At 68.3% G+C, this 26980-nt stretch carries 24 protein-coding genes and 1 pseudogene; 18 read left to right on the top strand and 7 right to left on the bottom strand.

Translation table 11 applies throughout. The features are described from left to right. The 7 genes and pseudogenes from VFY73_RS25705 to VFY73_RS25680 form a co-directional block, all read left to right on the top strand. The coding region (locus VFY73_RS25705; RefSeq protein ID WP_329724248.1) for an acyl-CoA dehydrogenase family protein at nucleotides 1-909 on the top strand (909 nt) is incomplete at its 5' end. Between the two features lie 185 nt (nucleotides 910-1094). Further along, the gene (locus VFY73_RS25700; protein WP_329724246.1) at nucleotides 1095-2291 is read left to right on the top strand and encodes a CaiB/BaiF CoA-transferase family protein; all 1197 of its coding nucleotides are present in this window, start codon (nucleotides 1095-1097) and stop codon (nucleotides 2289-2291) included. Between the two features lie 91 nt (nucleotides 2292-2382). Next, nucleotides 2383-3885: a sulfatase-like hydrolase/transferase gene (locus tag VFY73_RS25695; RefSeq protein WP_329724244.1), complete on the top strand. Its 1503-nt coding sequence runs from the start codon at nucleotides 2383-2385 to the stop codon at nucleotides 3883-3885. A 492-nt stretch (nucleotides 3886-4377) separates the two neighbouring features. Further along, nucleotides 4378-4653 (top strand): annotated as a pseudogene (locus tag VFY73_RS30475) (sulfatase-like hydrolase/transferase); the annotation flags it as partial. Between the two features lie 157 nt (nucleotides 4654-4810). Next, the gene (locus VFY73_RS25690; protein WP_329724242.1) at nucleotides 4811-5224 is read left to right on the top strand and encodes a hypothetical protein; all 414 of its coding nucleotides are present in this window, start codon (nucleotides 4811-4813) and stop codon (nucleotides 5222-5224) included. A gap of 119 nt (nucleotides 5225-5343) precedes the next feature. Then, a complete protein-coding gene (locus tag VFY73_RS25685) occupies nucleotides 5344-6855 on the top strand; it encodes a sulfatase (RefSeq protein ID WP_329724240.1) in 1512 nt (503 codons plus the stop codon). 246 nt (nucleotides 6856-7101) lie between these two features. Then, nucleotides 7102-8619 (top strand): sulfatase, encoded by a 1518-nt coding sequence (locus tag VFY73_RS25680; protein WP_329724238.1) that lies wholly within the window; start codon nucleotides 7102-7104, stop codon nucleotides 8617-8619. Between the two features lie 69 nt (nucleotides 8620-8688). On the opposite strand, the gene VFY73_RS25675 is transcribed toward VFY73_RS25680, so the two are convergent. Both VFY73_RS25675 and VFY73_RS25670 read right to left on the bottom strand, forming a co-directional pair. Beyond that, nucleotides 8689-9972 carry a M28 family metallopeptidase gene (locus VFY73_RS25675; RefSeq protein ID WP_329724236.1) on the bottom strand — a complete coding sequence of 428 codons (1284 nt, stop codon included), beginning with the start codon at nucleotides 9970-9972 and terminating at the stop codon, nucleotides 8689-8691. 299 nt (nucleotides 9973-10271) lie between these two features. Next, nucleotides 10272-11561 carry a M28 family metallopeptidase gene (locus VFY73_RS25670; protein ID WP_414654532.1) on the bottom strand — a complete coding sequence of 430 codons (1290 nt, stop codon included), beginning with the start codon at nucleotides 11559-11561 and terminating at the stop codon, nucleotides 10272-10274. A 153-nt stretch (nucleotides 11562-11714) separates the two neighbouring features. On the opposite strand from VFY73_RS25670, the gene VFY73_RS25665 reads away from it, so the two are divergent. The 5 genes from VFY73_RS25665 to VFY73_RS25645 all read left to right on the top strand — a co-directional run bounded on the left by VFY73_RS25665 (nucleotide 11715) and on the right by VFY73_RS25645 (nucleotide 17577). Continuing rightward, nucleotides 11715-12488: a ferredoxin--NADP reductase gene (locus tag VFY73_RS25665; protein WP_329724232.1), complete on the top strand. Its 774-nt coding sequence runs from the start codon at nucleotides 11715-11717 to the stop codon at nucleotides 12486-12488. 167 nt (nucleotides 12489-12655) lie between these two features. Further along, on the top strand, nucleotides 12656-14188 hold the full coding sequence (locus VFY73_RS25660; protein WP_329724230.1) for an efflux transporter outer membrane subunit: 1533 nt from the start codon (nucleotides 12656-12658) through the stop codon (nucleotides 14186-14188). A gap of 31 nt (nucleotides 14189-14219) precedes the next feature. Then, a complete protein-coding gene (locus VFY73_RS25655) occupies nucleotides 14220-15530 on the top strand; it encodes an efflux RND transporter periplasmic adaptor subunit (RefSeq protein ID WP_329724228.1) in 1311 nt (436 codons plus the stop codon). Nucleotides 15531-15646: 116 nt separating this feature from the next. Further along, on the top strand, nucleotides 15647-16366 hold the full coding sequence (locus VFY73_RS25650; protein ID WP_329724226.1) for an ABC transporter ATP-binding protein: 720 nt from the start codon (nucleotides 15647-15649) through the stop codon (nucleotides 16364-16366). After that, nucleotides 16366-17577: an ABC transporter permease gene (locus tag VFY73_RS25645; RefSeq protein ID WP_329724224.1), complete on the top strand. Its 1212-nt coding sequence runs from the start codon at nucleotides 16366-16368 to the stop codon at nucleotides 17575-17577. The genes VFY73_RS25650 and VFY73_RS25645 overlap by 1 nt, the downstream gene beginning before the upstream one ends. Before the next feature lie 12 nt (nucleotides 17578-17589). Here VFY73_RS25645 and VFY73_RS25640 read toward each other — a convergent pair whose 3' ends face one another. Beyond that, the gene (locus tag VFY73_RS25640) at nucleotides 17590-18609 is read right to left on the bottom strand and encodes a hypothetical protein (protein ID WP_329724222.1); all 1020 of its coding nucleotides are present in this window, start codon (nucleotides 18607-18609) and stop codon (nucleotides 17590-17592) included. 217 nt (nucleotides 18610-18826) lie between these two features. Between VFY73_RS25640 and VFY73_RS25635 the strand changes: the two genes are divergently transcribed. Genes VFY73_RS25635 through VFY73_RS25615 form a run of 5 tightly spaced genes read left to right on the top strand, consistent with a single transcriptional unit; the run spans nucleotide 18827 to nucleotide 22288 of the window. After that, nucleotides 18827-19366, top strand: coding sequence for a helix-turn-helix transcriptional regulator (locus tag VFY73_RS25635; RefSeq protein WP_329724220.1), 540 nt, complete (start codon nucleotides 18827-18829; stop codon nucleotides 19364-19366). A 56-nt stretch (nucleotides 19367-19422) separates the two neighbouring features. Continuing rightward, complete coding sequence (locus tag VFY73_RS25630; protein ID WP_329724218.1) at nucleotides 19423-20289, top strand: alpha/beta hydrolase; 867 nt, start codon at nucleotides 19423-19425, stop codon at nucleotides 20287-20289. A gap of 11 nt (nucleotides 20290-20300) precedes the next feature. Beyond that, nucleotides 20301-20924, top strand: a complete 624-nt coding sequence (locus tag VFY73_RS25625; RefSeq protein ID WP_329724216.1) for an RluA family pseudouridine synthase — start codon at nucleotides 20301-20303, stop codon at nucleotides 20922-20924. 25 nt (nucleotides 20925-20949) lie between these two features. Then, nucleotides 20950-21510: a flavin reductase family protein gene (locus VFY73_RS25620; RefSeq protein WP_329724214.1), complete on the top strand. Its 561-nt coding sequence runs from the start codon at nucleotides 20950-20952 to the stop codon at nucleotides 21508-21510. Nucleotides 21511-21532: 22 nt separating this feature from the next. Further along, nucleotides 21533-22288, top strand: coding sequence for an SDR family NAD(P)-dependent oxidoreductase (locus VFY73_RS25615; RefSeq protein ID WP_329724212.1), 756 nt, complete (start codon nucleotides 21533-21535; stop codon nucleotides 22286-22288). On the opposite strand, the gene VFY73_RS25610 is transcribed toward VFY73_RS25615, so the two are convergent. Further along, nucleotides 22289-22522 (bottom strand): cupin domain-containing protein, encoded by a 234-nt coding sequence (locus VFY73_RS25610; protein ID WP_329724210.1) that lies wholly within the window; start codon nucleotides 22520-22522, stop codon nucleotides 22289-22291. A 133-nt stretch (nucleotides 22523-22655) separates the two neighbouring features. On the opposite strand from VFY73_RS25610, the gene VFY73_RS25605 reads away from it, so the two are divergent. Next, nucleotides 22656-23069: a hypothetical protein gene (locus VFY73_RS25605; protein WP_329724208.1), complete on the top strand. Its 414-nt coding sequence runs from the start codon at nucleotides 22656-22658 to the stop codon at nucleotides 23067-23069. On the opposite strand, the gene VFY73_RS25600 is transcribed toward VFY73_RS25605, so the two are convergent. From VFY73_RS25600 to imuA, 3 genes are all read right to left on the bottom strand, one after another. Beyond that, nucleotides 23066-24100 carry a DUF72 domain-containing protein gene (locus VFY73_RS25600; RefSeq protein ID WP_329724206.1) on the bottom strand — a complete coding sequence of 345 codons (1035 nt, stop codon included), beginning with the start codon at nucleotides 24098-24100 and terminating at the stop codon, nucleotides 23066-23068. The genes VFY73_RS25605 and VFY73_RS25600 overlap by 4 nt on opposite strands. 151 nt (nucleotides 24101-24251) lie before the next feature. Continuing rightward, a complete protein-coding gene (locus VFY73_RS25595) occupies nucleotides 24252-25805 on the bottom strand; it encodes a DNA polymerase Y family protein (RefSeq protein ID WP_329724204.1) in 1554 nt (517 codons plus the stop codon). 40 nt (nucleotides 25806-25845) lie between these two features. Then, on the bottom strand, nucleotides 25846-26802 hold the full coding sequence (gene imuA, locus VFY73_RS25590; RefSeq protein WP_329724202.1) for a translesion DNA synthesis-associated protein ImuA: 957 nt from the start codon (nucleotides 26800-26802) through the stop codon (nucleotides 25846-25848). Nucleotides 26803-26980: the final 178 nt, after the last annotated feature.

Here is a 26980-nt window from a genome sequence, read left to right as displayed (position 1 = left end):
GAGCGGGTCGATTCCGGCTACCGCTCCATGATGAGCGTGCAGTCCTCCCTGGTCATGTACCCGATCTATGCCTACGGCTCCGAGGATCAACGCCGCAAGTACCTGCCCAAGCTCGCCTCGGGCGAGTTCGTGGGCTGCTTCGGCCTCACCGAGCCCGACCACGGCTCCGACCCGGGCAGCATGGCCACGCGCGCCAAGCCCGTTTCCGGCGGCTACGAGCTGACCGGCAGCAAGATGTGGATCACCAACAGCCCGATCGCCGACGTCTTCGTCGTCTGGGCCAAGGACGACGGCGGCCAGATCCGCGGCTTCGTGCTGGAAAAGGGCTGGAAGGGCCTGACCGCTCCCGCCATCCACGGCAAGGTCGGCCTGCGCGCCTCGATCACCGGCGAGATCGTGATGGACGAGGTGTTCTGCCCCGAAGAGAACGCCTTCCCTGAAGTGCGTGGCCTGAAGGGCCCGTTCACCTGCCTGAACAGCGCCCGCTACGGGATCGCCTGGGGTGCGCTGGGCGCCGCCGAGTTCTGCTGGCACACCGCGCTGCAGTACACGATGGACCGCAAGCAGTTCGGCAAGCCCCTGGCCGCGAACCAGCTGATCCAGAAGAAGCTGGCCGACATGCAGACCGAGATCACGCTGGGCCTGCAAGGCTGCCTGCGCCTGGGCCGCATGAAGGACGAAGGCACCGCCGCGGTCGAGATCACCTCGATCATGAAGCGCAACAGCTGCGGCAAGTCGCTCGACATCGCCCGCACCGCGCGCGACATGTTGGGCGGCAACGGCATCTCCGACGAGTTCGGCGTGGCCCGCCACCTGGTCAACCTGGAAGTCGTGAACACCTACGAAGGCACGCACGATGTGCACGCGTTGATCCTCGGCCGTGCGATGACCGGCATTGCAGCGTTCTAAGCCCCCCGAGGGGGCTGAGCCTGGACACGAACAGTCCTGAGGACTGTTCGTGCCTGGCGAAGGGGCGGGCCTCAGGCCCGCCGCGGTCTGCAAGACCGCGCAGCGGACCGGCAAAGCCGGATCCGCGCACGCCACTTGAAGAGCGGCGGCTCCTGAAGGAGCGCCGCGGGTACGGAGATTGATCAATGAGTATTGGTGCTTTGCAAGGGCTCAAGGTCCTAGATCTTTCTCGTGTGCTCGCGGGGCCGTGGGCGGGGCAGTTGCTTGGTGATCTGGGCGCGGACGTCGTCAAGGTCGAGCGCCCCGGCGCCGGCGACGACACCCGCGTGTGGGGCCCACCGTGGGTCGAGTCGAAAGAGACCGACGAGCGGCAGGCGGCGTACTTCCAATGCGCCAACCGCAACAAGCGTTCGGTTGCAATCGACCTGGCGACGCCGGAAGGTCAAGCGCAGGTGCGTGCGTTGGCCGCGCAGGCCGACGTGGTGCTCGAAAACTTCAAGGTCGGCGGCCTGAAGGGCTACGGGCTCGACTACGAGAGCCTGAAAGCAGTCAACCCGAAGCTCGTCTACTGCTCGATCACCGGCTTCGGCCAGACGGGGCCGTACGCACCGCGCGCGGGCTACGACTTCCTGATCCAGGGCATGGGCGGGCTGATGAGCTTGACCGGCCGGCCCGAGGGTGAAGAAGGCGCCGGGCCGCAGAAGGTGGGCGTGGCGCTGGTCGACATCATGACCGGCCTGTACGCGACGATCGCCGTGCTGGCCGCGCTGAGCCACCGCGACCGCACCGGCGAAGGTCAGCACATCGACCTCGCGCTGCTCGATGTTCAAGTGGCCACGCTCGCGAATCAAGCGGCGAACTACCTCTCCAGTGGTACGGCACCGAAGCGCCTGGGCAACGCGCACCCCAACATCGTGCCGTACCAGGACTTCCCCACCGCCGACGGCGACATGATCCTCGCGATCGGCAACGACGGCCAGTTCGCGCGCTTCTGCGCGATCGCGGGCAAGCCGGAGTGGGCCACCGACGAGCGCTTCGCGACCAACCCGGCGCGCGTGGCGAACCGCACGGTGCTGATCCCGCTGATGCGTCAGACCACCGTGATGCGCACCACCGCCGAGTGGATCGCGGCGCTCGAAGCCGAGGCCGTGCCTTGCGGCCCGATCAACCGGCTCGACCAGGTCTTCGCCGACCCGCAGGTGCAGGCTCGCGGCATGAAGATCGAGCTGCCGCATCCCGCTTTTGGCAGCGTGCCGCTGGTGGCCAGCCCGATCCGCCTGTCGGCTACACCGGTGCAGTACCGCATCGCGCCGCCGACGCTCGGGGAGCACACGGCCGCCGTGATCGCCGACTGGCTCGGCGTGCCTGCCGCGACACCCTGACGCCTTGCGGGGGCGCGCTTGCGCGCAATCAATTCCCATTCCGGGCACCCGCCCAGAATCGCCCGCACACAGCGATTCAGGAGGTTGTGCCATGGCATCGAAACTTCTCCGCACCGCGGCGCGCGGGCTGTTCTGGCTCTTGGTCGGATGGGCTGGTGCGACGGGAGGGGCCTGGGGAAAGCCGCCGAACATCGTCTTCATCCTCGCCGACGATCTGGACAGCGCGGCCGCCGCCACCATGAGCCAGGTCAAGACCCTGATCAATGACCAGGGCATGACCTTCTCGCAGCACTACGTCAACATCTCGTTGTGCTGCCCCTCGCGGGTGTCGATGCTGCGTGGCCAGTTCGGGCACAACACCGGCATCATGCACAACACGGCGCCCGAAGGCGGCTTCCAGGGCACCTACTCCAAAGGCCTGGAACAGTCGACCATCGCCACCTGGCTCCAGGCCGCCGGCTATCGCACCGCACTGCTCGGCAAGTACCTCAACGGCTATCCCGACGGTGCCCCGTCATCCACCTACATCCCGCCCGGATGGAGCGAGTGGTATGTGCCCAACGGCGGTGATCCGTATGGCGAGTTCGACTACGCGATGAACGAGAACGGCAGCACCGTGCCCTACGGCCACGCCGAGGCGGACTACCTGACCGACGTGCTCGCGTCGAAGGCGAGCGAATTCGTCCGCCGCAGCGTCGCACAGTACCCCGACCGGCCCTTCTTCGCCTTCGTGTCGACCTACGCGCCCCACTTCCCGGCGACACCGGCGCCGCGCCACGCGGGAGCTTTCCCAGACATCCGCGCGCCGCGGCCTCCGTCTTTCAACGAGCCGGACGTGAGCGACAAGCCCTCGTGGCTGCGCACCGCGCCACTGCTGACCGAAGCCGAGATCGCCGAGATCGATACCCGCTATCGCAAGCGGCGCCAGTCGTTGCTGGCTGTGGACGAGCTCGTCAAGGGTCTCGTCGATACGCTGCAGGCCACGGGCCAATTGAATGACACCTATGTCGTCTTCACGTCCGACAACGGCCTTCACCAGGGCCAGCACCGGCTCATGGCGGGCAAGTCGACGGCTTTCGAGGAGGACATCGTGGTGCCCTTGTCCATTCGCGGCCCCGGGGTGCCCGCCGGCCAACGGGCAGAGGCCTTGACAGTCAACGTCGACTTTGCCCCCACCATGGCAGACATCGCCGGCGCCACCGCACCGGACTGGGTCGACGGACGATCGCTGATGCCCTTCCTGCGAGGGCAGGTGCCGGCGCAATGGCGTCGAGCCGTGCTCATTGCGCATGACGAGGTCACCGGCCCGCTGCGCGACATGCCCGGCATCTACGAGCCGCCGGATCCCTTCGATCTTTCGCCCATGATCTGGAAGCGCGATTACGCCGGCCTGCGCACCGCCGACGGCCACACCTACGTCGAGTACGAGAACGACGAGTTCGAGCTTTACAACAACGCCGTCGACCCGTGGCAATTGCGCAACCGCTATGCGACCGCGCCGGCCAAGCTCACGACACGGATGGCCTCCTGGCTCGCGGCGCTGCGCAATGCCTCGGGTGAAGCCTTGCGCCAGGCGGAACTGCGCGCGCCTTGACCCCCTGCGGGGACGCGCATCACGCCCCGCAACGAATGCGACTGGCTCGACCCAGCTTCGTTCACTTAGCTCTTTTCGGCTTAACCGCGGAACGCGCCCTGCGGCGGCCACCCGGCGCCATCACCTTCTCCTGGGGCAGCAGCAGTGCCGCCCATGGTTCACCAAGGAGATCGCCATGGTCAAGTTTCTGCGGCAGAGTGCCGGCCTCGTGCTGGGCGTGTTGGTCGTGTGCTCGGGCGTTGCCCGGGCCCAACCACCCAACATCGTCTTCATCCTCGCCGATGACCTGTAAGCCGCCGCGGCGTCGAAGGTGGCGCAGGTGAAGGCGCTGATCACCGACCGGGGCACGAGCTTCCAGCGGCACTACGTCAACGTGTCGCTGTGCTGCCCATCGCGGGTCTCGACGCTGCGGGGCCAGTTCGCCCACAACAGCACCATCTACGGCAACGCCCCTAACGGCGGCTTTGAGGGCATGCATTCGAAGGGCCTGGAGTGTCGACCGTCGCCACCTGGCTGCAGGAGGCCTACATCCCATCCGGCTGGACCGAGTGGTACAGCCCCAACGGGGGCAACCCGTACAGCGGGTTCGACTACCAGCTCGACGAAAACGGTCAGACGGTCAGCTATGGCCACGCCGACGCCGACTACCTGACCGATGTGATCTCCGACAAGACGATCGACTTCATCCGCCGATCGGTCGAGCAGCATCCGGAGCAACCGTTCTTCGCCTACGTCGCGCCATATGCACCGCACCTGCCGGCCACGCCGGCACCGCGCCATGCCGACGCGTTGCCCGGCCTCGCGGCGCCGAGAACGAACTCAATCAACGAACCGGATGTCAGCGACAAGCCCGGCTGGGTGCGCAACGCACCGCTGCTGACCGAAGCCGAGATCACCGTGCTCGACCAGGCGCCGCCAATCGCTGTTGGCCATCGACGAGATGGTCCAGCGCATCGTCGACATCCTGCAAGCCCTCGGTCAACTGGACAACACCTTCGTCTTCTTCACGTCCGACATCGTCATTCCGCTGTTCACTGGCCTGCGCACGGCTGACGATTTCACCTATGTCGCCTATCGCACCGGTGAATACGAGCTCTACGACAACGCCAAGGACCCGCGGCAGCTGCGCAACCGCTACGAGGCAGCGAGCGACAGCCAGAAGGCACGCCTGGCGGCATGGCTGGAGGCCCTCGACGGTGCCTCGGGTGAATCGCTGCGCCAAGCCGAACTCAACCCGCCCAAAGTGAGTGGCCGCCGCGGCACGACCTGGCTGAAGGGCATGCTGAAGGGCGTGCGCGCCGCACGACGCCGACCGCGACTACCCGGCAGATTGCGCTGACAGTCGGTTACCTGTTCGTGACCCGAACGTCTCACGGCCGTCGCATTCATCGGGAAAATTTGCGATGCCCCGGCCGCAAACAGGCGGCCGGCAACAACGACCTTCCTGAGGGGAACCCAATGGGCAACATCATCGCCCGCGGCTTGCAGGCCGCGGTGCTGGGCCTGGCATTGCTCGGCTCGGCCGGCGCCAAGGCGCCGAACATCGTCTTCATCCTGGCAGACGACCTGGACGCCGCCGCAGCGGCCCAGATGCCGCTGGTCAAGTCGTTGATCACCGATCGCGGCACCACCTTCTTGCACCACTACGTCAGCCTGTCGCTATGCTGCCCGTCGCGCAGCTCCACGCTGCGCGGCCAGTTCTCGCACAACACCACGATATTCAAGAACGACCTGCCCGATGGCGGATTCGGCGCCTTCTACGCCAAGGGCCTGGAGGCATCCACCGCTGCCACCTGGCTCACTGACGCCGGCTACCGCACCGCGCTGATCGGCAAGTACATGAACGGCTACCCCGAGGACGGTCCTTCCAGCAGCTACATCCCGCCGGGCTGGACGGAGTGGATGAGCCCGATCGCCGGCACGCCGTACAAGGGCTTCAACTACACGATGAACCACAACGGCACGCCGGTCAGCTTTGGCAATGCCGAAGCCGACTACCTGACCGATGTGATCTCGAATGCGGCGGCCGACTTCATCCGCCGCTCGGTCGACCAGTTCCCCGACAAGCCGTTCTTCCTCTTCCTCGCGCCCTACGCGCCGCATGCCCCCGCCATCCCGGCACCGCGGCATGAGCACATGTTCAAGAACCTCAAGGCGCCCCGCGGCCCGTCGTTCAATGAAAAGGACGTCAGCGACAAGCCCAGCTGGGTGCAGGCGCAGCCGATGCTGACCTCGACGCAGATCGAGGACATGGACAAGCTCTACCGCAAGCGCCGCCAGTCGCTGCTGGCGGTTGACGAGATGCTTGCAAACGTACTCAACACCCTGCAAGCCAAGGGCGAACTGGACAACACCTACATCTTCTTCACGTCGGACAACGGCTTCCACCAGGGCCAGCACCGGCTGGACTCCGGCAAGATGACCGCGTTCGAGGAAGACCTGCTGATCCCGCTGTCGGTCCGCGGCCCGGGCGTCCCGGTGGGGCAAACCATCAATGCCATCACGGCCAACGTCGACTACGCCAGCACCTTTGCCGAGATCGCCGGCGCCAGCGCGCCAGCCTTCATCGACGGTCGTTCGCTGCTGCCGTTCCTGAAAGGCCAGACGCCCTCCAGCTGGCGCGCCGCGCTTCTGCTGGAAAACAAGGACGGCGCGGCACCCGCGCTGCGTGACGCCAGCAGCCCGTTGGAACCGGCGGATCCCTTCGAACATCGCCTCGGCACCCGCGGTGATGGCCCGGGGATCGATGGCTTCCTGGGCCTTCGCATCAACGACGGCACGACCTACCTCGAATACGTGACCGGCGAGCGCGAGCTGTACAGCAACATCCACGACGCGGCTCAGCTGCGCAACGGCTACGCGCTCGCGTCACCGGTGTCCAGGCAGCGCCTGGCAGCTTGGCTGGCGTCGTTGAAAAACGCGTCGGGTGCCGCGCTTCGAGAAGCCGAGCTGCAGGCCCCGACGCGCTGAGTCCCTGGGCCCCGGGGCCCCCTGCTGTCCGCATGAGCCCTGGGCGGGCCGCGTAACGATGGAGAAGAATTTGTGAGCATCCGCTTGACGGCGGCGGCTCCCTCCCCTTCCCACGTTCACGACGACGCACCACTTCGTTTGCCGTGCGCTCACCGCCGCAGTTGCTGGCCGACGACGCTGCCGGCAGAATCGGCCGGCGCCCGCGGCGCCGGTCCGGCACCGCCTGCGACGCACACAGGAGACACCATGCGCAATCTGCCGCGGTTGGGGGCCGTGATCGTGCTCGCGCTGCACGTCGCATGCGGCGGCAGCGGTAACAGCGCGCCGCCGCCTGATCAGCGCGCGCCGAACATCGTCGTCATCCTGACCGACGACCAAGACGTGGCCTCGTTGGCGCACATGCCCGCCGTGAAGGCCTTGCTGCGCGACCAGGGCACCACCTTCGCCCGCCACTATGTCAGCTTGTCGCTGTGCTGCCCGTCGCGCATCAGCGGCCTGCGCGGCCAGTTCTCGCACAACACGACCATCTTCAAGAACGGCCCGCCCGATGGTGGCTTCGAGGCCTTCTACGCCAAGGGACTCGAGCAGTCGACCATTGCGACGTGGTTGCAGGCCGCGGGTTACCGCACGGCGCTGTTCGGAAAATACCTGAACGGCTACCCGGACACCGCGCCGTCGCCCAACTACGTCCCGCCAGGCTGGACCGAGTGGGCCAGCCCGAACAGCGGAACGCCCTACAAGGAATTCAACTATTCGCTGAACGAAAACGGCCGGACCGTCAGCTACGGCGAAGCCGAAGACGACTACCTGACCGACGTGCTGTCGGACAAGGCGACCGACTTCATCCGGCGCACTGTCGACCAGTTTCCCGACAAGCCCTTCTTCGTCTACATCCCGACCTATGCGCCGCACGGGCCGTCCACGCCGGCGCCGCGCCATGCCGACCTGTTCCCTGGCGCACAGGCGCCGCGCACGGCGTCCTTCAACGAGACCGATGTTTCCGACAAGCCGGCGTGGGTCCAGGCGCAGCCGCTGTTGACCGCCGACCAGATCGAGCAGATGGACAAGCTGTACCGTCACCGCCTGCAGGCCCTGCAAGCAGTCGACGAGCTGGTGCAGAACGTCGTCGACACGCTGCGGGCCAAAGGCCGGCTGGACAACACCTACATCGTCTTCGCCTCCGACAACGGCTACCACCAAGGCCAGCATCGGCTCGACTCCGGCAAGATGACGGCATTCGAAGAGGACGTGCGGGTGCCGCTGGTCGTGCGCGGCCCGGGTGTGCGGCGCGCCGCCACGGTGACCCAGATCACCGCCAATGTCGACTACGCCCCGACGCTGGCCGCGATGGCCGGCATCACCCCGCCTGCCTTCGTCGACGGGCGCTCGCTGCTGCAACTGCTGCGTGGTGAAGCACCATCGGCCTGGCGCCAGGTGCTGCTGCTCGAACACAAGCCCGACAACTCCGACGACAGCCTCGCGCTGACCAACGGCACGCGCGAGCCAGCCGATCCGTTCGAGACGCTTGGCGACGGCCCCGGCATCTCGGTCTTCAGTGGCGTGCGCACGGCCAGCGGCCTGACCTACATCGAGTACGAAACCGGCGAGTTCGAGCTGTACGACAACCTGACCGATCCGGCCCAGCTGACCAATGCCTACGTCAGCGCGCCGGCCGACCTGAAGGGCCGTCTCGCTGCCTCGGTCGCCAGTCTGCGCACCGCCGCCGGCGCGGCCCTGCGGCGCGCCGAAGAAGTCGCCCCGTAGAGCCAGACGGCCCACCGGGCGTCTGGCTTCGACGTGCTTCGCCGGCTGGCCGTCAGGGCCCGAGTCGGCCTACTTGCCGGCTTGCTGCGGTGCCGGGCCGTCGCTGCCCAGCTCGACCGCGAACGACAGCGCCAGCTTCGCGAACTTCAACGCATGGTTGGCGTTGTTGCCCGACTTGCTGATCGTGTCATTGGGGGTGTGGATGTACGGGTTCGAGTCATCGAACAGCGCTTCGGCCGGCATCGATGCAACGTAACCCCGGTTCGTCCACGAGGCGTGGTCCGAACAGGCGTAGCCACAGCGGTCTTCACTGACCTTCAGCGACGGCTGGTAGTAGGCCACCAGGTCCTTGACGAACTTGTTCTGCGCGGCGTTGGTGTAGTCGGTCATCACCGTGATGTCGCTCGCCGAGCCCTTGTAGTTCGTCATGTCCAGGTTCATCACGCCGATCACCTTCTTGCCCTTGGACTGGTAGTCGCTGGCGATCTCCTGCGAGCCTTTCAGGCCGACCTCTTCGGCCGCATAGGCCATGAACTGCAACGTGCGGCGGGGCTTGTAGTTGCTCGACAGCAGCACCCGCATCACCTCCTGCAGTGTCGCGACGCCGGAAGCGTCGTCGTCGGCGCCCGGGGCGATGCTGTTCTCGTTGGTCCAGCCGATCGTCGAATCGAGGTGGCCACCGATCACGACGATCTTGCCCGGGTTGGTCGTGCCCTTGATCGTCAGGATCACCGACTTCTGCGGCCAATTCGGGTGCGAGAACTGCTTGACGGTCACGTCGTCGCGGCCGGCGGCGAGCTGCTTCCAGGTCGTCAGCAGATCGTTGCTCGAGCCGATGCCGCCCGAGGTCGTGTAGTAGCGGTTCTTGTAGTCGGTCGACAGCTTGACGATCGTCGAGCGGATGTTGCTCTCCTGCAGCTGCGGCAACAACGCGTTGACCTCCGTCTGGTCGTCGATCGCGTAGCTGACGCCCGCCGGCTGGTGGGCTTGCCGGGCCGCCGCATCGCGGAACTGGGCCACGACCTTGCGGCCTTCGGCGCGGCTGCTGTGCAGCATGAAGCCACCGCACCGATTCAGCTGCTCGTGCACTTCATGCGACAGGCGCGGGAGCGCCTCCTCGTCGACCTGCATCAGGTAGACAGATTCATTGCGCGTGCCGGCGCGGCCATCGGCCGTCGGCGCCTGCACGGCGACGGCATACGGCTCCACCTGCTCCAACTGCGCGCCAGCGCGACGCAGCAGGCGGTAAGACTCTTCGCCCATCGAGGCCCAGACCATCGGGCCGGCCTGGGCAGATGCCACAAAACAAGTCGCCAGGGTGCCAGTCACCCAGGCTGCGCGGCGTGATTTCATTCGTGTCTCCTTGTCACTGGAATGTCAGTCGAAGGCTCGTTGCCTCAACGCAGTCGGGGGCCTGCGAGGGCTTGGCGACATTACTGGGTTTGCCGCCACGGCGTATCCCCAAGACCCTGCTTGGCATCATGAACTTCAACGTTCTTGATGCTCTCGCAACCTGTCGACACAGCTGTTGCCGGCATCGCGGCGCCGCGGCGCCATGAAAAAGGCACCGGGGTGACCGGTGCCCAAGTGATCGGCGCCTGACGCCGCGCAGCGCCAGGGCCGTTGGCCATCGCTGGCCGTTGGAGACTGCCTTACTTCGTGTCGGCCTTCGGTGCCGGGCCATCGCTGCCCAGCTCCACCGCATAGGCCAGCGCCAGCTTGGCGAACTTCAGCGCGTGGTTGGCGTTGTTGCCAGACTTGCTGATCGTGTCGTTGGGCGTGTGGATGTACGGGTTGTCGTCGCCCATCGGCGCCTCGAACGGGAACGACGCGACGAATCCCCGGTTCGTCCACGATGCGTGGTCCGAGCACGCGTAACCGCAACGGCTTTCGTTGACGTTGTACGAGGGCATGTAGTGGGCGGCCAGGTCCTTGAGGAACTTGTTCTGCGCCGAGTTGGTGTAGTCGGTGATCATCGTGATGTCACTCGCCGCGCCCTGGTAGTTCGTCATGTCCAGCTGCAGCACGCCGACGACCTTCTTGCCCTTGGACTGGTAGTCGGCGGCAATGCCCTGCGAACCCTTCAGCCCCACCTCTTCGGCCGCATAGGCCATGAACTGCAACGTGCGACGGGGCTTGTAGTTGCTCGACAGCAGCACCCGCATCACCTCTTGCAGCGTGGCGATGCCCGATGCATCGTCATCCGCCCCAGGAGCGATGCTGTTCTCGTTGGTCCAGCCGATCGTCGAATCGAGGTGGCCACCGATCACGACGATCTTGCCCGGGTTGGTCGTGCCCTTGATCGTCAGGATCACCGACTTCTGCGGCCAGCTCGGGTGGGTGAACTGCTTGACCGTCACGTCGTCGCGGCCGGCGGCGAGCTGCTTCCAGGTCGTCAGCAGGTCGTTGCTCGAGCCCACGCCGCCGGTGGTGGTGTAGTAGCGGTTCTTGTACTCGGTCGACAGCTTGACGATCGTCGAGCGGATGTTGCTTTCCTGAAGCTGCGGCATCAGCGCGTTGACTTCCGCCTGGTCGTCGATGCCGTAGCTGACGCCCGCCGGCTGGTTGGCTTGCTTGGCGGCAGCGTCGCGGAACTGGGCCACGACCTTGCGCCCTTCCGCACGGCTGGTGTGGAGCATGAAGCCGCCGCACTTCTTCAGGTTCTCATGCACTTCGTGCGACAGGCGCGGCAGCGCCTCTTCGTCGACCTGCATCAGGTAGACAGATTCATTGCGCGTCCCGACGCGGCCATCGGCAGCCGGCGCCTGGATCGCCACGGAATGCGGCTCCACCTGTTCCAACTGCGCGCCGGCACGGCGCAACAGGCGGTAGGCATCTTCGCCCATCGAGGCCCAGACCATCGGGCCAGCCTGAGCGGATGCCACAAAACATGTCGCCAAGGTGCTGGACACCAGGGCTGCGCGGTGTAGTTTCTTCATCATGTCTCCTTGTCACTGGAAGTCAGTCAAAGGGGCCGGTTGCCTCGCGGTCGGGGGGCCCGCGGCAGGCTCGGCGACAATACTGGGTTTGCTGCCGCCGGGCACCCCCCAGGCGCGAGCCTTTATCTTTTTTGACTCTCTGGATGGCTGTAGAGCATGAGTGCTTTCAATGAAGAGCGCGTGTTGAGCGTGCACCACTGGACCGACAAGTTGTTCAGCTTCACCACCACCCGTGACAGCTCGTTGCGCTTTTCGAATGGCCACTTCACGATGATTGGCCTGCGCGTCAACGGCAAACCGCTGCTGCGCGCCTATTCGATCGTCAGCGCCAACTACGAGGAGCACCTGGAATTCCTGAGCATCAAGGTGCAGGACGGGCCGCTGACCTCGCGCCTGCAGCACATCCAGCCCGGTGACTCGATCATCGTCGGGCGCAAGCCCACCGGAACGCTGCTGATCGACTACCTCACGCCCGGCAAACGGCTGTACCTGCTGTCCACCGGCACCGGCATGGCGCCCTTCCTCAGCATCGTGCGCGACCCGGAGACCTACGAGAAATTCGAGCAGGTGATCCTCGTGCACGGCGTGCGCGAGGTGAACGAGCTGGCCTACCACGACTACCTCACGCGCGACCTGCCGGCGCACGAATTCCTCGGCGAGATGGTGACCCGCCAGCTGATGTACTACCCCACCGTCACGCGTGAACCCTACAAGCACCAGGGCCGGGTGACCACGGTGATCGAGAACGGCCAACTGGCGCACGACCTGCGCCTGCCGTCGCTGAACGCCGCCGAAGACCGCGTGATGATCTGCGGCAGCCCGGCCATGCTGCGCGACCTGAAGACGATGATGGAAGTGCGCGGCCTGAAAGAAGGCAACACCAGCACACCGGGCGACTTCGTCATCGAGCGCGCCTTCGTCGACCAATAGCAGGCGTATCGAGGCGTGTCAGGGCAAGCCAGAGCCTGCCTTGCCCTACTTTACAAAGTGGACGTGCTGGCCTTTCAGCCGGCCCGCAGCATGATGGCTTCACGGCAGCAGAACCCGCCACGGTGCACGGTGCGTCGTGACCAGCGGCCCGGCCGCCCGGAAGCCTCATGCCCCTTCCGCCCTTTCCCTCTTACCCGCCCGCCTGGCTCGGTGCCGCGCTCTGCGCCACGCTGAACCTGCTCGGCGGCTGCGCCAGCGCGCCGCCAGCCCCCACCCTCGCCCAGGGCATCGCCGCTGCCGCGCTCGGCCAGTGGGCTCGGGTCGACATCCTTCCGGGCGCTGCCGCCCCTGACGCACGGGCCCTGGCCACCTGGTGGCAACAGTTCGGCGACCCCCACCTCGACCGCTTGATGCAGCAGGCCCTGGCCGGCAACCTGGACTTGCGCTCCGCCCGGGCCACGCTGCGCCAGGCCCAGGCCGCCCGCGCCGCGGCCGAGGCCGGCACCGGCCCGCTGCTCGGCATCTCGGCCGGCGCCAGCCGCAGCCTCACTCGCAGCAGTACCAGCAACCTCTACAAGCTGGGCTTCAGCGCCAGCTGGGAGCCTGACCTGAATGGTTCCCAGGCCAGCGGAGTTGCCGCGGCCGACGCCGACGCCCAGGCCGCCTGGGCGGATCTCGGCACCACCCGCATGACCCTCAGCGCCGAGCTGGGCCTGGCCTACGTGCAGTGGCGCGGCGCCCAGGCCCGCCTGCGCATCACGGCCGCCAGCCTGGCCAGCCTCGAGCAGACGCTGGAGCTCGCGCGCTGGAAGGCCCAGGCCGGCCTGGCGAGCGTGTTGGACGTGGAACAGGCGCGCCTGTCGGTCGAGCAGACCCGCGCCAGCCTGCCCAGCCTGGCAACGGAGATCGCGCAGGACGAGCACCTGATCGCCCTGCTCACCGGCCGCGCGCCCAGCGAGCTGATGGCTGATCTGCCGGCCCAGCCCTTGTCCACCAACGGCGTGCCGCAGGCCGGCCCGGCCATGGAGCGCCTGGCCGTGGGCCTGCCGGCCGACCTGCTGCGCCGCCGCCCCGACCTGCAAGCCGCCGAGGCCCGCGTACGCGCCGCCTGGGCGCGCCAGGAACAGACCCGCCGCGCCGGCTGGCCCGGCCTGGGCCTGAGCGGCTCGGTCGGCCTGCAGGCGCTGACACTCGGCGCGCTCGGCCAGGCCAGCGCCGGCGTGGCCGCGCTGGCCGCGAGTGTCGACTGGACGCTGTTCGACAACGGCCTGCGTCGGGCCCAGGTCGACCAGGCCGGCGCCGCGCTCGATAGCAGCCGCATCGCCTACGACGCCGCCGTGCTCGGCGCGGTGAGAGACGTCGAGGACAGCCTGGTCGCGCTGCGCGGCAGCCGCGACCGCGCCGAATCGCTGCGCCAGGCAGCCGATGCGGCTGCCGCCACGCTGCACTGGACCCGTGTGCGCCACGACGCCGGCCTGACCGACTTCGCCACGCTGCTCGAAGCCCAGCGCAACGAACTGGGCGCGCTGCTGGCGCTGCAGACCACGCAGACCGACCTGTCGCTGAACCTGATCCGCCTGTTCAAGGCGCTCGGCGGCGGGTGGGATGCCGACGCGGCCAACGCCGAGCCCGTGCCGACGCCTACGCCCAACCCCTCCCCCAACGCGCCGCCAGCCCCCGCCGCCAGCCCCCGCGCCTGACACCGCGCCTGACACCGCTGCCCCCACCACCATGCCCGCAGAACAAGAAGCCTCCCACCGTGCCCTGCCCGACTGGCTCCAGGGCGACCAGCGCCACTTCCTCAAACGCCGCTCGACCTGGGTCATCGCCGTGCTGGCGCTGGCGCTGGCGGCCGGTGGTGTCGCCTGGTGGCGCGCGCAGGCCCGGGCCGACGCACCGCGCTACCTGACCGAACCGATCACCCGCGGCGACATCGCCCTCACGGTCACGGCCAATGGCACGCTGCAGCCGACCCGCTCGGTCAACATCGGCAGCGAGCTGTCGGGCACCGTCAGCGAAGTGCTGGTCGACGTGAACGACCGCGTCAAGAAGGGCCAGGTGCTGGTGCGGCTGGACACCGCCAAGCTGCAGGACCAGGTCGCCAAGTCCGAGGCTGCGCTGCAGAGCGCCCGCGCCGGCATCGCCCAGGCGGTGGCCACCACCCGTGAAGCGCAGCAGGCACAAGCCCGGCTGGACGACGTCAAGCGCATCTCCGGCGGCAAGCTGCCCGCCGCCAGCGAGCTGGACGCCGCACGCGCCACGCTGGCCAAGGCCCAGGCCGCCGAGGCCGGCGCGCGGGCCGACTTGGTCCAGGCCGAAGCCACGCTGCGCACCGACCGCACCAACCTCGGCAAGGCCTCGATCCGCGCGCCGATCGACGGCGTGATCCTGACCCGCGCGGTGGACCCCGGCAACGCGGTGGCTGCGTCGCTGCAGGCGGTCACGCTGTTCACGATGGCCGAAGACCTGACGCAGATGAAGCTGTCGGTCAACGTCGACGAGGCCGACGTCGGCCAGGTCAAGGAGGGCCAAACGGCGCAGTTCAGCGTCAGCGCGTGGCCGGGCCGCAAGTACCCCGCCAGGATCACCCGCGTGGCCTATGGCTCGACCACCACAGACAACGTGGTCACCTACACCACCCAGATGCTGGTCGACAACCCCGACCTGACGCTGCGCCCGGGCATGACGGCCACCGCCATCATCGCGGCCACCGAGCGCAAGGGTGTGCTGCGTGCGCCCAACACCGCCTTCAGCTTCGACCCCAACGCCGCCTCCGGCCGCGCCGGCCCTGCCAGCGGCGGCATCGTCTCGGCCTTGATGCCGCGCCCCGGCGGCCAAGCCACCAAGCGCGCCCGGCCCACTGACGGCGCGGGCGCCAAGTCCGCCGGCCAGCGGCGGCTGTGGGTGCTGCAGAACGGCCAGCCGGTGGCCATCGCGGTGACCGCCGGGTTGTCCAACGGCAGGCTGACCGAGGTCAGCGCGCCGGAGCTGAAAGAGGGCATGGCGGTTATCGTCGACCAGCAAAGCGGGGCCAAGCCGTGAGCGACACGCCCAGCCCAGACGCGGGCCGAGCGCCGGGCCGCTCCCAAGCCGGCCCGCATCTTCTCGGGGGGTCGGCCGAGGTACCCATCGAGCGAGGGGCAGAAGACCAACCGCCGTTGATCCGCCTGCGTGGCGTGACCAAGACCTACGGCGAAGGCGACATCGCCTTCCAGGCCTTGAAAGGCGTCGACCTGGACGTGCGCGCCGGAGAATTCGTTGCCATCATGGGCCCGAGCGGCTCGGGCAAATCGACCGCGATGAACCTGCTGGGGTGCCTGGACACGCCCACCAGCGGCAGCTACCTGTTCGACGGCATCCCGGTCGAGCGGCTGGACCGCGACGCCCGCGCCCGACTGCGCCGACGCCACCTGGGCTTCGTGTTCCAGGGCTTCAACCTGCTGCCGCGCACCTCGGCGCTGGAAAACGTCGAACTGCCGCTTCTCTATCGCGGCGAGCCGGCAGCCCAGCGCCACGCCGCCGCGCGTGCCGCGCTGGCCCAGGTGGGCCTGGCCGGCTGGGAAACGCACACGCCGGCCGAGCTGTCCGGCGGCCAGCAGCAGCGCGTGGCGATCGCCCGCGCCATCGTGACCCAACCCACGGTGCTGCTGGCCGACGAGCCCACCGGCAACCTCGACACCGCACGCAGCCAGGAGATCATGGCCCTGCTCGACGCCCTGAACCGCGACCACGGCATCACCGTGCTGATGGTCACGCACGAGCTCGAGATGGCCGCCCACGCACGGCGCATCGTCCACTTCCGCGACGGCAAGGTCGAACGCGACGAAGTCACCGCCACCACCGTGGACCACCTCACCGCCATCGCCGGGGCCGCCTGATGTGGGCCAACACCTTCTTCCTGGCGTTTCGCGCCATCCGCCGCAACCTGCTGCGCTCGTTCCTCACCGTGCTGGGCATCGTGATCGGCGTGGCCGCAGTGATCACGATGGTCACGCTCGGCAAGGGCGCCACCCAAGCGGTGCGCGACCAGATCAGCGGCCTGGGCAGCAACCTGCTGATGGTGCGGCCCGGCCAGCGCCTGGGGCCCGGCATGGGCGGTGCCGGCGCGCCGGCATTCAAGGAAGCGGACGTCGAGGCCATCGCCTCGCAGATCGGCGGCCTCAAGGCGGTGGCGCCCGAGGTGCGTTCGGGCGTCACCGTGATCGCCAACGGCAAGAACTGGGCGACCACCGTCACCGGCAGCAGCGACGCCTACTTCACCACCAGCAACTGGACCATTGCCAGCGGCCGCATCTTCGACGCCGATGAACAGGCCACCGGCGCCGCGGTCTGCCTGATCGGCGCGACCGTCAAGCGCGAACTCTTCGGCGCCAGCTCCGACCCGCTGGGCGAGCAGGTCCGCATCAAGTCTTTCTCGTGCGAGGTGATCGGCACGCTCGCCGCCAAAGGCCAGGCCGCGATGGGACAGGACCAGGACGACACCATCATCGTGCCGCTGCGCACCGCGCAGCGCCGCGTGACCGGCTCGACCCGCGTCAACACCATCCTCGTGTCGATGCGCGACGGCGCGGATGCCAAGCGCATCACCGCCGCGCTGACCCACCTGCTGCGCGAGCGCCGCAAGCTGGCCGAAGACGCCGACGACAACTTCAACGTGCTCGACACCGCGCAGATCGCACAGACGCTGTCCGGCACGACGCAGCTGATGACCTCGCTGCTCGGCGCGGTCGCGGCGGTCAGCCTGCTGGTCGGCGGCATCGGCATCATGAACATCATGCTGGTCAGCGTGACCGAGCGCACGCGCGAGATCGGCGTGCGCCTGGCCATCGGCGCGCTGGAACGCGAGGTGTTGCTGCAGTTCCTGATCGAGGCGGTCGTGCTGTCGTCGCTGGGTGGGCTGGCCGGCGTGGTGCTGGCCACAGCGGCCTCGATGGCGCTGGCCTCGCTGATGCAGGTGCCCTACCTGTTCGACCCTGGCATCAACCTGCTGGCCTTCGGCTTCTCGGCTGCGATCGGCGTCGTCTTTGGCTTCTTCCCGGCACGGCGTGCGGCACAACTGGATCCGATCGAGGCGCTGCGGCACGAGTAGCGCCGGGCCGCCTCACCGCGGCGGCAGGCTGTCGCAGCGCGGGTCGAAGTTGCAGCCGGTCAGTTGCACACCGATGCCCACGCCGACGACGGTCTCGAGAAACAAGCCGATGTCACGGGCGTAGTACTTGCGCGCCACCACGCCCGGCTCCAGCAGCGAGTAGTTCTTCGTCACCACGCAGTCGCCATCGGCGCACAACCGATGCGCCAGCGCGGCCGGCACGAACTCGTCCAGCGCGCCGCCCGCACCGTAGGCATAGGTGATCGACAGCACCTCGGCCACGTCTTCGGCATTGGCCAGCGAGAACTCCTCGCGGTAGACCTGCCCCACTGCGGGCGCGGCCGGCATGATGACGCCGCCCTTGTCGCCGTTGCGGCCGTGCTTGACCGAGCCGCTGACATTCACCAGCTCGGACCGGCGAGGCACATCGCCTTTGAAGCTCTCGTAGTTCTTGACCTCCTCGCCCAGGTACCAACTGGTGCCGTCCTTGGCCGCGGCGAACCAGTCGTCAGTGGCCTCGTGCAGACGCTCCTTCACGTAGACGAGGTCGCGCAGCACGATGGCGGTCACGCCCTCGATCAGCTTGGTCTCATCGACCACCTCGATGGTGTTCAGCTCGTCGCCGCCGCTGTATTCCCAGCGCTTGCCGATCTCGAGCGGGAAGTACGGGTTCGGGTGGCTCAGGTGGTGGTAATCGGTGTCGAAGCGTTTCGGGTCGACCTTCGGGTCGTAGCGCTGCTCGCCAACCACCGCGCAGGATGCCTTGCGCCAATCTCGCTGGGCCACGCAAAGGCCTTTCGCCCTGTCGTTGGCCTTGCTGGCGTCCTCACGGCAGTCCCGGCGGGCCGCCGCACTGCGCAGGTTCAGGCAGATGGCCCGCGCCACCCCGTGGTCGGCTTCGGTCTGGTCGAGGCAGGCCTCGTGCAACTGAGCCACGGTAGCCGAGCAGGTTTCCTGCGCCGCGGCGCAGGAAACCGCCAAACCGGCCAGCAGGCCCAGGGCCGCGGCTCGCCGCATCACTTGTCGGTTCATGGTCAACTCCTTTGATCTTCGGTCAGGTTGAGGTATGAGGAAGCCGCCTCGAACCTCGGCGGCCAGATCACTCTGCGCGGCACCGGTGCGGGCCGTCCATTGGCGCAATGACATAGGCGCCGCGGCCACCGCCCCCCCGGGCCGGTGGCGCATCCGCCGCTAGACTGACGCCGCCCGGCCTGACACCGGGGCAAGGCACCCCCTGCGGAGGCACAAGATGGACGACTGGTGGAATACGCGCACCCGCCTCTGGTCGGCAGTGGCGGCGGTCGGCGGACTCGGCCTCGCCGTCGGGCTGGAGCTCATCGACGAGCCCGACATCACGCTGGTGGAGTTGCTGCTGGAACTGCTCAAGTCATTGCCGATCGTGATCACCTGCGTCGGCATGGTCTTGCTGTTTCAGCTGACGCGACGCCAACGCGTCGAGCACCTGGCGCTTCTGCAAGGGCTGGACGAGGCCCGGCAACAAGGTGAACGATGGCGGGCCGACTCACACCTGTTGCTCAACGGTCTGAGCGAAGCGATCGACCTGCAGTTCCGGCGCTGGAGCCTGACCGAAGCCGAACGCCAGGTCGCGATGCTGCTGCTCAAGGGCCTGAGCAGCAAGGAGATCGCGGTGATGCGCCAGTCCAGCGAGCGCACGGTCCGCGAGCAGGCCCGTGCGGTGTATGCGAAAGCGGGCCTGAGCGGACGTGCTGCGCTGTCGGCCTACTTTCTCGAAGACCTGCTGGCACCGTCGGCACAAGGCGTGCGCTAAGCGGCAGTTCGCGTAGAGTGCCGCCGTGCCAGCCACTCGCGTTGCCGCGCTTCTCCATGATCCACAAGCCCTTGCTGTCGACCGCCCTGCTGCTGAGCGCATTGGTGGCTGGTTGCGCCTCCCAGCCCGAACCGCGCCCGCACACCGCCAGCCGCGGCGTCACGGTGCTGGTCACGCCGTTCATGATGCCGGTGCTGAACCGCCAGCGCAACGTGCGGCTGTACCTGCCGCCCAGCTACGGTACGAGCGACAGGCGCTATCCGGTGATCTACATGCACGACGGGCAGAACCTGTTCGACGACGCCACCTCGTTTGCCGGCGAATGGGGCGTGGACGAGACGCTGAATGACATGGCCGCGCGCCAGGGCTTCGAGGCCATCGTGATCGGCCTGGACAACGGCGGCGAATACCGCATCCGCGAGCTGAACCCGTTCGACCACCCGAAGAACGGGACCGGCGAAGGCGAGGCCTACCTGGCCTTCATCGTCAACAAGCTCAAGCCGGTGGTGGACAGCCAGTACCGCACGCTGACCGGGCCGCAGAACACTGCGATCGTCGGCAGCTCGATGGGCGGGCTGATCTCCGACTACGCGATCCACCGCTACCCGCAGGTCTTCGGCCGTGCCGGCGTGCTGTCTCCCGCCTACTGGACGGCCGACCCCGGCATCTACGACTACGCAGTGCAGCACCCGCTGCCGCTGGGCGCGCGGGTCTATTTCTCGATGGGCGGCAAGGAAGGCGACAGCGCGCTGCCCGGCGTGAAGCGAATGCACGCCGTGATGGCCGCACAGCGCCCTGAGCCGGGTGCGGTGGCGCTGAACATCGCGCCCGATGCCAAGCACAACGAGGCCGCCTGGCGGGCCGAGCTGCCGAAGGTGTTGAACTTCCTGTTCGCGCCGCTGCCTGCCCCTGCCGCCCAGTGACACTCGAGGGTTTGACGCTGCTGCTCGCCGACGAGCAGCTGGTGGCGGTGGACAAGCCGGCAGGCATGCTCTCGGTGCCCGGCCGCGGCCCGGAGCGGGCCGATTGTGCGGCCAGCCGGGTGCAGGCCGCCTACCCCGATGCGCTGATCGTGCACCGGCTCGACATGGGCACCTCGGGCGTTCTGGTGTTTGGCCGCGGCGCCGACGCGCAGCGCACGCTCAGCGTGTCGTTCGCGCAGCGGCGGGTCGACAAGCGCTACATCGCCATCGTCGCCGGTTCACTGCCTGCCGACGAAGGCAGGGTCGAGCTTCCGCTGATCTGCGACTGGCCGAACCGGCCGCGCCAGATGGTCGATCATGACCGCGGCAAGGCCTCGACCACGCTGTGGCGCGTGCTGCAACGATCGGCCGACGGCGCCACCACCCGCGTCGAGCTGACCCCGCTGACCGGGCGATCGCACCAGTTGCGTGTCCACATGCAGCAGATCGGCCACCCGATCGTCGGTGACGAGCTGTATGCCCCGCCCGATGTCCAGGCGATGGCCCCACGCTTGCTGCTGCATGCCGAGTGCCTGACACTGCCGCACCCGGCCGATGGCCGGGTGATCACGATCCCGAGTCCCTGCCCTTTCTGAGCACCGCCCTTCACCTTCTTGACACATGCGCCTGCCTGTCGAGTTGCCCAAGGCCTACCGCCTGCTGAACCACGGCCCCACGGTGCTGGTCAGCGCCCAGCACGGCGGGCACCGCAACGTGATGGCCGCTGCCTGGGCAATGCCGCTCGACTTCGACCCGCCGAAGGTGGCCGTCGTGCTGGACAAGAGCACCTACACGCGCGAGCTGGTCGAGCAATCGAGCCGCTTCGCACTCAGCGTGCCTTGCCAGGCTCAGGCGCGCATGGTGCACGGCGTGGGCAGCCACAGCGGCCGCGAGCGAGACAAGTTCGCGGCCTACGGGCTGCAGGCGCTCGAAGAGCCGGCCGCGCATTCGCCGCTGGTCAGCGGCTGCATCGCGTGGCTCGACTGCGAACGCTTGCCCCAGCCCGAGCAGGAGGCGCGCTTCGACCTCTTCCTCGGCCTGGTGACCGGCGCCTGGGCGCTGAGCCAGGTGTTCAGCGCGGGTCGCTGGCACTTCGAGGGCCACGACGACATGCGCACGTTGCACCACATTGCAGGCGGCCAGTTCTTCTCGATCGGTCGCCCGGTCGACGGCAGCAAGTGACCATCGCTTCGAAAGACATCCCATGACCCACCTGACCCTGATCACCGGCGCCTCGCGCGGCCTGGGTGCCGCGATGGCGGCGCAGCGCCTGCGCCAAGGCCACCACGTCATCGGCATCTCGCGCCAGGCGTCTGCCGAATTGGCGGCGCTGGTCGCCACCGGCAACGCGATGCTGACGCAATGGAAGCTGGACCTCGCCGAACCCGAGGCCGCCGCCAGCCAGTTGGCCGCCTGGCTGGCGGCGCAAGACGGCAAGGCCTTCGCCAGCGCCACCTTGATCAACAACGCCGGCGTCGTGACCCAGCCCGGGCCGCTGGAAGGCACGCCTTTGGCCGAGGCCTCGCGCGGCCTGCGCGTCGGGCTGGAAGCGCCGCTGCTGCTGAGCGCCGCGTTCCTGCTCGGCACGGCCACCTGGCCCGGCCCGCGCAAGCTGCTGAACATCTCGTCCGGCCTGGGCCGGCGCGCGATGGCAGGCAGCGCGGTCTACTGCGCGGCCAAGGCGGGCATGGACCACTTCGCCCGCGCGGTGGCGCTGGAGCAGGCGGCGTTGCCGAATGGCGCGCGCATCGTCTCGCTCGCACCCGGCATCATCGACACCGACATGCAGGGGCAACTGCGCGGCGCCGATCCCGCCGCGTTCCCCGAACGTGAGCGTTTCACCCAGTTCAAGAGTCAGGGCCAGCTCGACTCGCCCGAAGTCGCCGCTGCCAAGGTGCTGGCCTACCTGGACCGCGCCGACTTCGGCGCCAACCCGGTCGCCGACGTGCGCGACGCCTGATCAGGCCGTTGCCGCCGGCGCCTGCTGCGCCAGCGTCAGCACCACCGCATCGCAGTCGAGCGCGAAACGGTGCGACAGGCCCGCGGGCACCTCGATCATCTCGCCGGCGATAGCGCTGCAGCGCTCACCGCCCTCGGCCTCCATCTTCAGCGTGCCGTTCAGGCAGACGATGTACTCGGGCATCGCATGCTGCTCCAAGGCGTAGGCGCCGGGCGGAACGTGGATCAGCAGCAAGGCGCCGGCCGAGGTGCGCGCGAGCAGGTGGTCGCTGTCGGGGCGAGCGCACGGCCCACGCTTGGCAATGGGTGGTGCTTGAACATCAAGACAGTCATCGTCGGCCCTCTCAGGCCTTCACCAGCTGGGCACGATGTCGATGCAGCTGGCCGCGGGCCCGACGCACCCGTTGATAGCCCACGCGTCGAGCAAGAGCGGGCCACGCGTCGTGTCGACCCACCAGGTGCTGCAGCACGAGTTCGCGGCCCCGTCGCGCTCGATGTTCTGCGGCGTCGGCCGCGGTACCCGCTCCGACGGCTGGCGCGACGATCAGATGCCGCGCCGCATCCGCTACTGGATCGACGACCTGCAGTTGCTGGTGCCGTTCGTTGCCGAGGGCCGTGCACTGGTCTACCTGCCGGACTTTGCGATTGAATCCGCCGGCCTGCGCCGGTTGCGCGTGCGCGATTGCCAGTACACCTGCGAAGAATCGGCCTCGCTGCTGTGGCGGCCGACCGAGGCTGCCGGGTGGCAGCTGCGCATGGTCGATCGGCTGCGCAACCACTAACCCCCGAGATCAGAGGCGGCAGGCTTCTGATTGCCGCCGCCGCTGGGTTGACCGTTCGGCGGCTCGAAGTCCTTCATGATGCGCGCCAGTTTTCGTGCGGCGCGAATGCCCTGGTCTTCGAAGTTCACGTTGACCAGCACCTGCAGGTCGAACACCTCGTCGGCCAACGAATCGATGCGCCCCGCCAACTCCTCCAGTTCACCATCGCTGTACTCGTAGTTGAAACGCTCGGACGAGGCCGTCGTGCCCTTGCCCGTCCAGGTCTCCGCGTTGCGGCCGTGCAGGCGCACCACGGCCAGCTGCGGGTTCGTCACCGCCCACACGCCTTGCGCATAGTTGCCAACCCCCTGCGGTTCGTCGACGACCACATGGACCACGCCCAGCTCGCGTTCCCAGGCCAGGGTGTTCCCGGCCTGCCGGTCGTTCAGCCAGGTCTGGTTGCGAAACTCGACCGCCAGCAGATGACCGGCCATGCGCTCGACGCAATGCTCGACATGCGCCCGCCATGCCGGCTCATCCGTCACCCACGGCGCGAACTGGAAATGCACCGCCCGCAGCTTGCCGGCGTCCTTCAGCGGGGCCAGCGCGAGGATGAAGCGCCGCCACAACTCGTCGCGCAGATCGCCCGGCAGGTCTGCGTAGTAGTAGTTCTTCTTTCGCCCGGTCAGTGGCGGCAGATGCGGCTTGATGTCCGGCGGAAAGACCTGCGGCGGCGTCTGGTGGCCGGTCAGCAGCCGGAAGGCCTTGACGTTGAAGACGAAGTTCGCCGGCGTGCGCTGTGCCCACAGCTGCGCGTGCAAGGGCTCGGGCAGCGCGAAGAAGCTGCTGTCGACCTCGACCAGCGGGAACTGGCTGGCGTAGTAGACGAGCCGCTGCTCGGCCGAGCTGCAGCCGCGCGGGTAGAAGGTCTTGGCCTTGATCAGCGACGGGTCGGTCCAGCTGCAGGTACCGACCCGCACGTTGCCACGCCGCCCGACAGGCCCGGGCGTCTCGGCGGGGAACAGTTCGGCCTGCACAGGCTCGATCAGCACATGTCACTCCATCGGCTGGATTGGCAGTCTGCGGCGGTGGCAGCGCAAGATCAAGACATGCCGACGTGGGATCGACCACGTCGATGCCCTCGCGCCTAGACTGCGCCCGCTCTGGACGGCCACGCGGCCGCGATTTATGCGTTAACAGGCCCTAACCAAACCGCCCGTGCAGAAACCAGCCCGGCTCGCCTTCGGGCGGCGCGGGGCGGATGCGGTAGACCCACAGCAGCGGGCCCTCGGCCTGCTGGGCGATGAAATAGTCACGGCAGACGAGGTCACCATCCCACCAACCGGTTTCGATGCGCTCCGGGCCGGCCAGCAGGTGCAAGGGCTGGCCGGCAAACCACGGGCGGCCCTGTCGTTCGGGCAGCGCCTGCGGCTGGGGCAGCAGCCAAGCCGGGCGGGTCAGGCGCGCCGCAGGCATGGGCGCCGACGAAGGGGCCGGCACCCGCGCCTTGTCGTTGACCGTGAAGCCCTGGTGGACCGTGGCACGCTCGGGGCGGTGGTCGGCGTGGACGGCCAGCCGGTGCACTGCCTCTGTGCCCAGCCGGGCTTGCAGACGCTCGACCAGGCGCAACAGGCCCTCGCGTTGGCCTGCCTGGCTGGGGAAGAGTTCGCCATTGGGCGGCGGGCCCAGCACCGGCGAGTCACAAGCCAGGCCCAGCGACAGCACCGGAGCCGCCAGCGGCTCACGCGCCAGGCGTTCGCGCAACACCGCGTGCAGATGGCGGGCGTCACCGGTGGGTTCGGCCAGCGTGATCTCGATGCGGCTGACATGGACGCCGGCCTCGCCCTGCGAGTTCGCTCGCAGGCGGCTTTCGTGGTGCAGCAGCAGCTGGAAACTCTGCACCCGCGCATGGCGCGCCTGCGCCCACGCCAGCAGCCGGGCGAGCAGTACCTGGGCGCCAGCGAGCAACGCGTCGGCGTTGTCGGCCCGGGCCCACAGTTCGGCCTGGCTGTGAAACCGAAGCGGCGGCTCGATGGCTTCCAGCGGGTCTGGCACCGTGCCCCAGGCGCGATCGAGCATCAGCAACAGCTCGGGTCCGAAACGCCGCGCCAGGCCCCCCCGCGGTTGCCGGCGCAGATCGCCCAGCGTGCGCAATCCCATGGCTTCGAACTGAGCACAAGCAGCTTCATCGGGCGCCAGCCAGGCAGCCGGCAAACCCAGCAATCGCTCGTGCAGCGTGGCCCAAGCCGCGTCGGAGGAGCACAACGCCGAACGGGTCAGCGGGCCTGGCGGGTGAGACTCGTCGCCGGCCCGGGCCAGCAGCAGGGCCCCGAGTGCCGTGGGTGCCTGGGCCCGCTGCAGGCGGTGGCCCAGCGGCGCCAGCGCGTCGCTCATGCGCTGCCACAAGCGCGCCGGGCCGCCAAAACAGCGCAAGCTGGCCTGCACCTCGACCAACAAGCCATCGGGTGGCGCCGGCACCACCGTGGGCGTGAAGGCCAGCAAGGCGTGGGCGACGGCCTGCAAGGCCTCGGCATCACGCAGCGGATCGGCCATGCCCAGGACCAGCTCAGGCACCAAAGCCAGCGCCGTGGCGCGTTTCATGCCCGGCGCGACACCCCGCTCAGCCGCTGCGGCATTGACCGCGGCGATCCGATGTTGCGCTTGCAGTGCCACCGGCTGGGCGGCCTTCTCGGGGCCGAGCAAGGCACTGAACGCCTCGAGCGAGAGCGCCGGCAGATGAAACCCCACCCAAAGCATGACGACAACACCGTGGCGTGAAAACCCGTGGGCAGCAAGCTCAAGCCGCCGAAGCACCGGCCGGCGGCCCCGGTGGCTGCCCCGCAGCGCCATTCGTCGAATGCCGAAAGCCCGCGCTGCCCCGTGAGCCAGGCAAGCCAGCACCTTGGGGCGTGGCCGCGAGAGCCGTGGCCCCGGCGGCCTTCGGCGAATCGGTGGAGGCACGGCGGGGCACGGCCTTCGCCCGCGCCAGGGCGCGCTCGGAAAGCACAGGTGCCAGCGTCAGCTGCAGCGGCTGCGCCATCGCCGGGCCTTTGCGCTTGATGATCTGCAACTGCAGGTCATCAGCCCCGGCCGGCTGCAGCAGCACGCGCAGCGGCGCCGGGCTGGGCTGGGCCTGCGCCGACAGCTCGCGCAGCAGGAAAGCAGGGCCTTCGTGCGACTGGGCGGCCAATTGCAGCCGGCGCAGCGCCTCGGGGCGCGCCGCCGCGCCGGGCCAAGCCAGCACGGCCCCCACCTGCCCGCTGCGCAAAGCCTGCTCGATCGCCCAGCACAACTCGGCGCCAGGCACGGCACGGCGCGCCCGGCGCATGCCAGCCCCCGCCATTTGCTTGGGCGACGTGGGTCGTGACCGCACGACGATGCACTGCCCAGGTGGCCAGCCGAGTTCGGCCAGTGCCACCGCATTGGTTTCGGCCGGCGGATCGAACAGCATCACGCCTCGCCCCGAACGCGCCAAGCTCGCCAACAAAGGGGCCAGCAACCGGATCTCACCAACCCCTGGCCCGGGCAGCAGCAACTCGGTCAGTACCCGCACCGGCCAGCCGCCCCCCGGCAACTCTGCGTCCAAGGCGGCAAACCCGCTGGGCAGGCCGCTGCTGCCGAGGCTCGCTGCCCCTGCCCCGCCCTGCGCCCGCCACAGCCCTGGATGCACGCGGGTAGGCTGAGCCAGCAACTCGGCCCGGCCGGGAAACGCAAGCGCCAGGCCGCCCCCGGGCACGCTCTTTGCCGAAGCCATGGCCGGCTCGCTGCGCACGGGTCTGGAGGGAGTGAAAGAAAGCGCCATGACACTGTTTATTTGTACAGCACATCCTACGCCAAATCGGCCTCCGAGATGAAGGCGTCTTTTGGCGCCATCCAGGTCGGCAGGTTGCCGAAGAACTGTATTTGTGTACAGTATCACCATCCCATTGCCC

This window comes from Ideonella sp. (assembly GCF_036277275.1).
Lineage (GTDB): Bacteria > Pseudomonadota > Gammaproteobacteria > Burkholderiales > Burkholderiaceae_C > Ideonella.
The sequence above is the reverse complement of the archived record's forward strand: the minus strand, read 5'-3'. Positions and strand labels throughout refer to the sequence as shown.

What these genes read in the sequence shown, in the direction of transcription:
- VFY73_RS25660 (WP_329724230.1), top strand. Translation starts at nt 12,656, where the DNA reads ATGCCCCTTCCGCCCTTTCCCTCTTACCCGCCCGCCTGGCTCGGTGCC.
- VFY73_RS25685 (WP_329724240.1), top strand. Translation starts at nt 5,344, where the DNA reads ATGGGCAACATCATCGCCCGCGGCTTGCAGGCCGCGGTGCTGGGCCTG.
- VFY73_RS25640 (WP_329724222.1), bottom strand. Translation starts at nt 18,609, where the DNA reads ATGAACCGACAAGTGATGCGGCGAGCCGCGGCCCTGGGCCTGCTGGCC.
- VFY73_RS25620 (WP_329724214.1), top strand. Translation starts at nt 20,950, where the DNA reads ATGCGCCTGCCTGTCGAGTTGCCCAAGGCCTACCGCCTGCTGAACCAC.
- VFY73_RS25665 (WP_329724232.1), top strand. Translation starts at nt 11,715, where the DNA reads ATGAGTGCTTTCAATGAAGAGCGCGTGTTGAGCGTGCACCACTGGACC.
- VFY73_RS25700 (WP_329724246.1), top strand. Translation starts at nt 1,095, where the DNA reads ATGAGTATTGGTGCTTTGCAAGGGCTCAAGGTCCTAGATCTTTCTCGT.
- VFY73_RS25605 (WP_329724208.1), top strand. Translation starts at nt 22,656, where the DNA reads ATGTCGATGCAGCTGGCCGCGGGCCCGACGCACCCGTTGATAGCCCAC.
- imuA (WP_329724202.1), bottom strand. Translation starts at nt 26,802, where the DNA reads ATGGCTTCGGCAAAGAGCGTGCCCGGGGGCGGCCTGGCGCTTGCGTTT.
- VFY73_RS25595 (WP_329724204.1), bottom strand. Translation starts at nt 25,805, where the DNA reads ATGCTTTGGGTGGGGTTTCATCTGCCGGCGCTCTCGCTCGAGGCGTTC.
- VFY73_RS25680 (WP_329724238.1), top strand. Translation starts at nt 7,102, where the DNA reads ATGCGCAATCTGCCGCGGTTGGGGGCCGTGATCGTGCTCGCGCTGCAC.
- VFY73_RS25635 (WP_329724220.1), top strand. Translation starts at nt 18,827, where the DNA reads ATGGACGACTGGTGGAATACGCGCACCCGCCTCTGGTCGGCAGTGGCG.
- VFY73_RS25670 (WP_414654532.1), bottom strand. Translation starts at nt 11,561, where the DNA reads ATGATGAAGAAACTACACCGCGCAGCCCTGGTGTCCAGCACCTTGGCG.
- VFY73_RS25695 (WP_329724244.1), top strand. Translation starts at nt 2,383, where the DNA reads ATGGCATCGAAACTTCTCCGCACCGCGGCGCGCGGGCTGTTCTGGCTC.
- VFY73_RS25655 (WP_329724228.1), top strand. Translation starts at nt 14,220, where the DNA reads ATGCCCGCAGAACAAGAAGCCTCCCACCGTGCCCTGCCCGACTGGCTC.
- VFY73_RS25645 (WP_329724224.1), top strand. Translation starts at nt 16,366, where the DNA reads ATGTGGGCCAACACCTTCTTCCTGGCGTTTCGCGCCATCCGCCGCAAC.
- VFY73_RS25630 (WP_329724218.1), top strand. Translation starts at nt 19,423, where the DNA reads ATGATCCACAAGCCCTTGCTGTCGACCGCCCTGCTGCTGAGCGCATTG.
- VFY73_RS25675 (WP_329724236.1), bottom strand. Translation starts at nt 9,972, where the DNA reads ATGAAATCACGCCGCGCAGCCTGGGTGACTGGCACCCTGGCGACTTGT.
- VFY73_RS25615 (WP_329724212.1), top strand. Translation starts at nt 21,533, where the DNA reads ATGACCCACCTGACCCTGATCACCGGCGCCTCGCGCGGCCTGGGTGCC.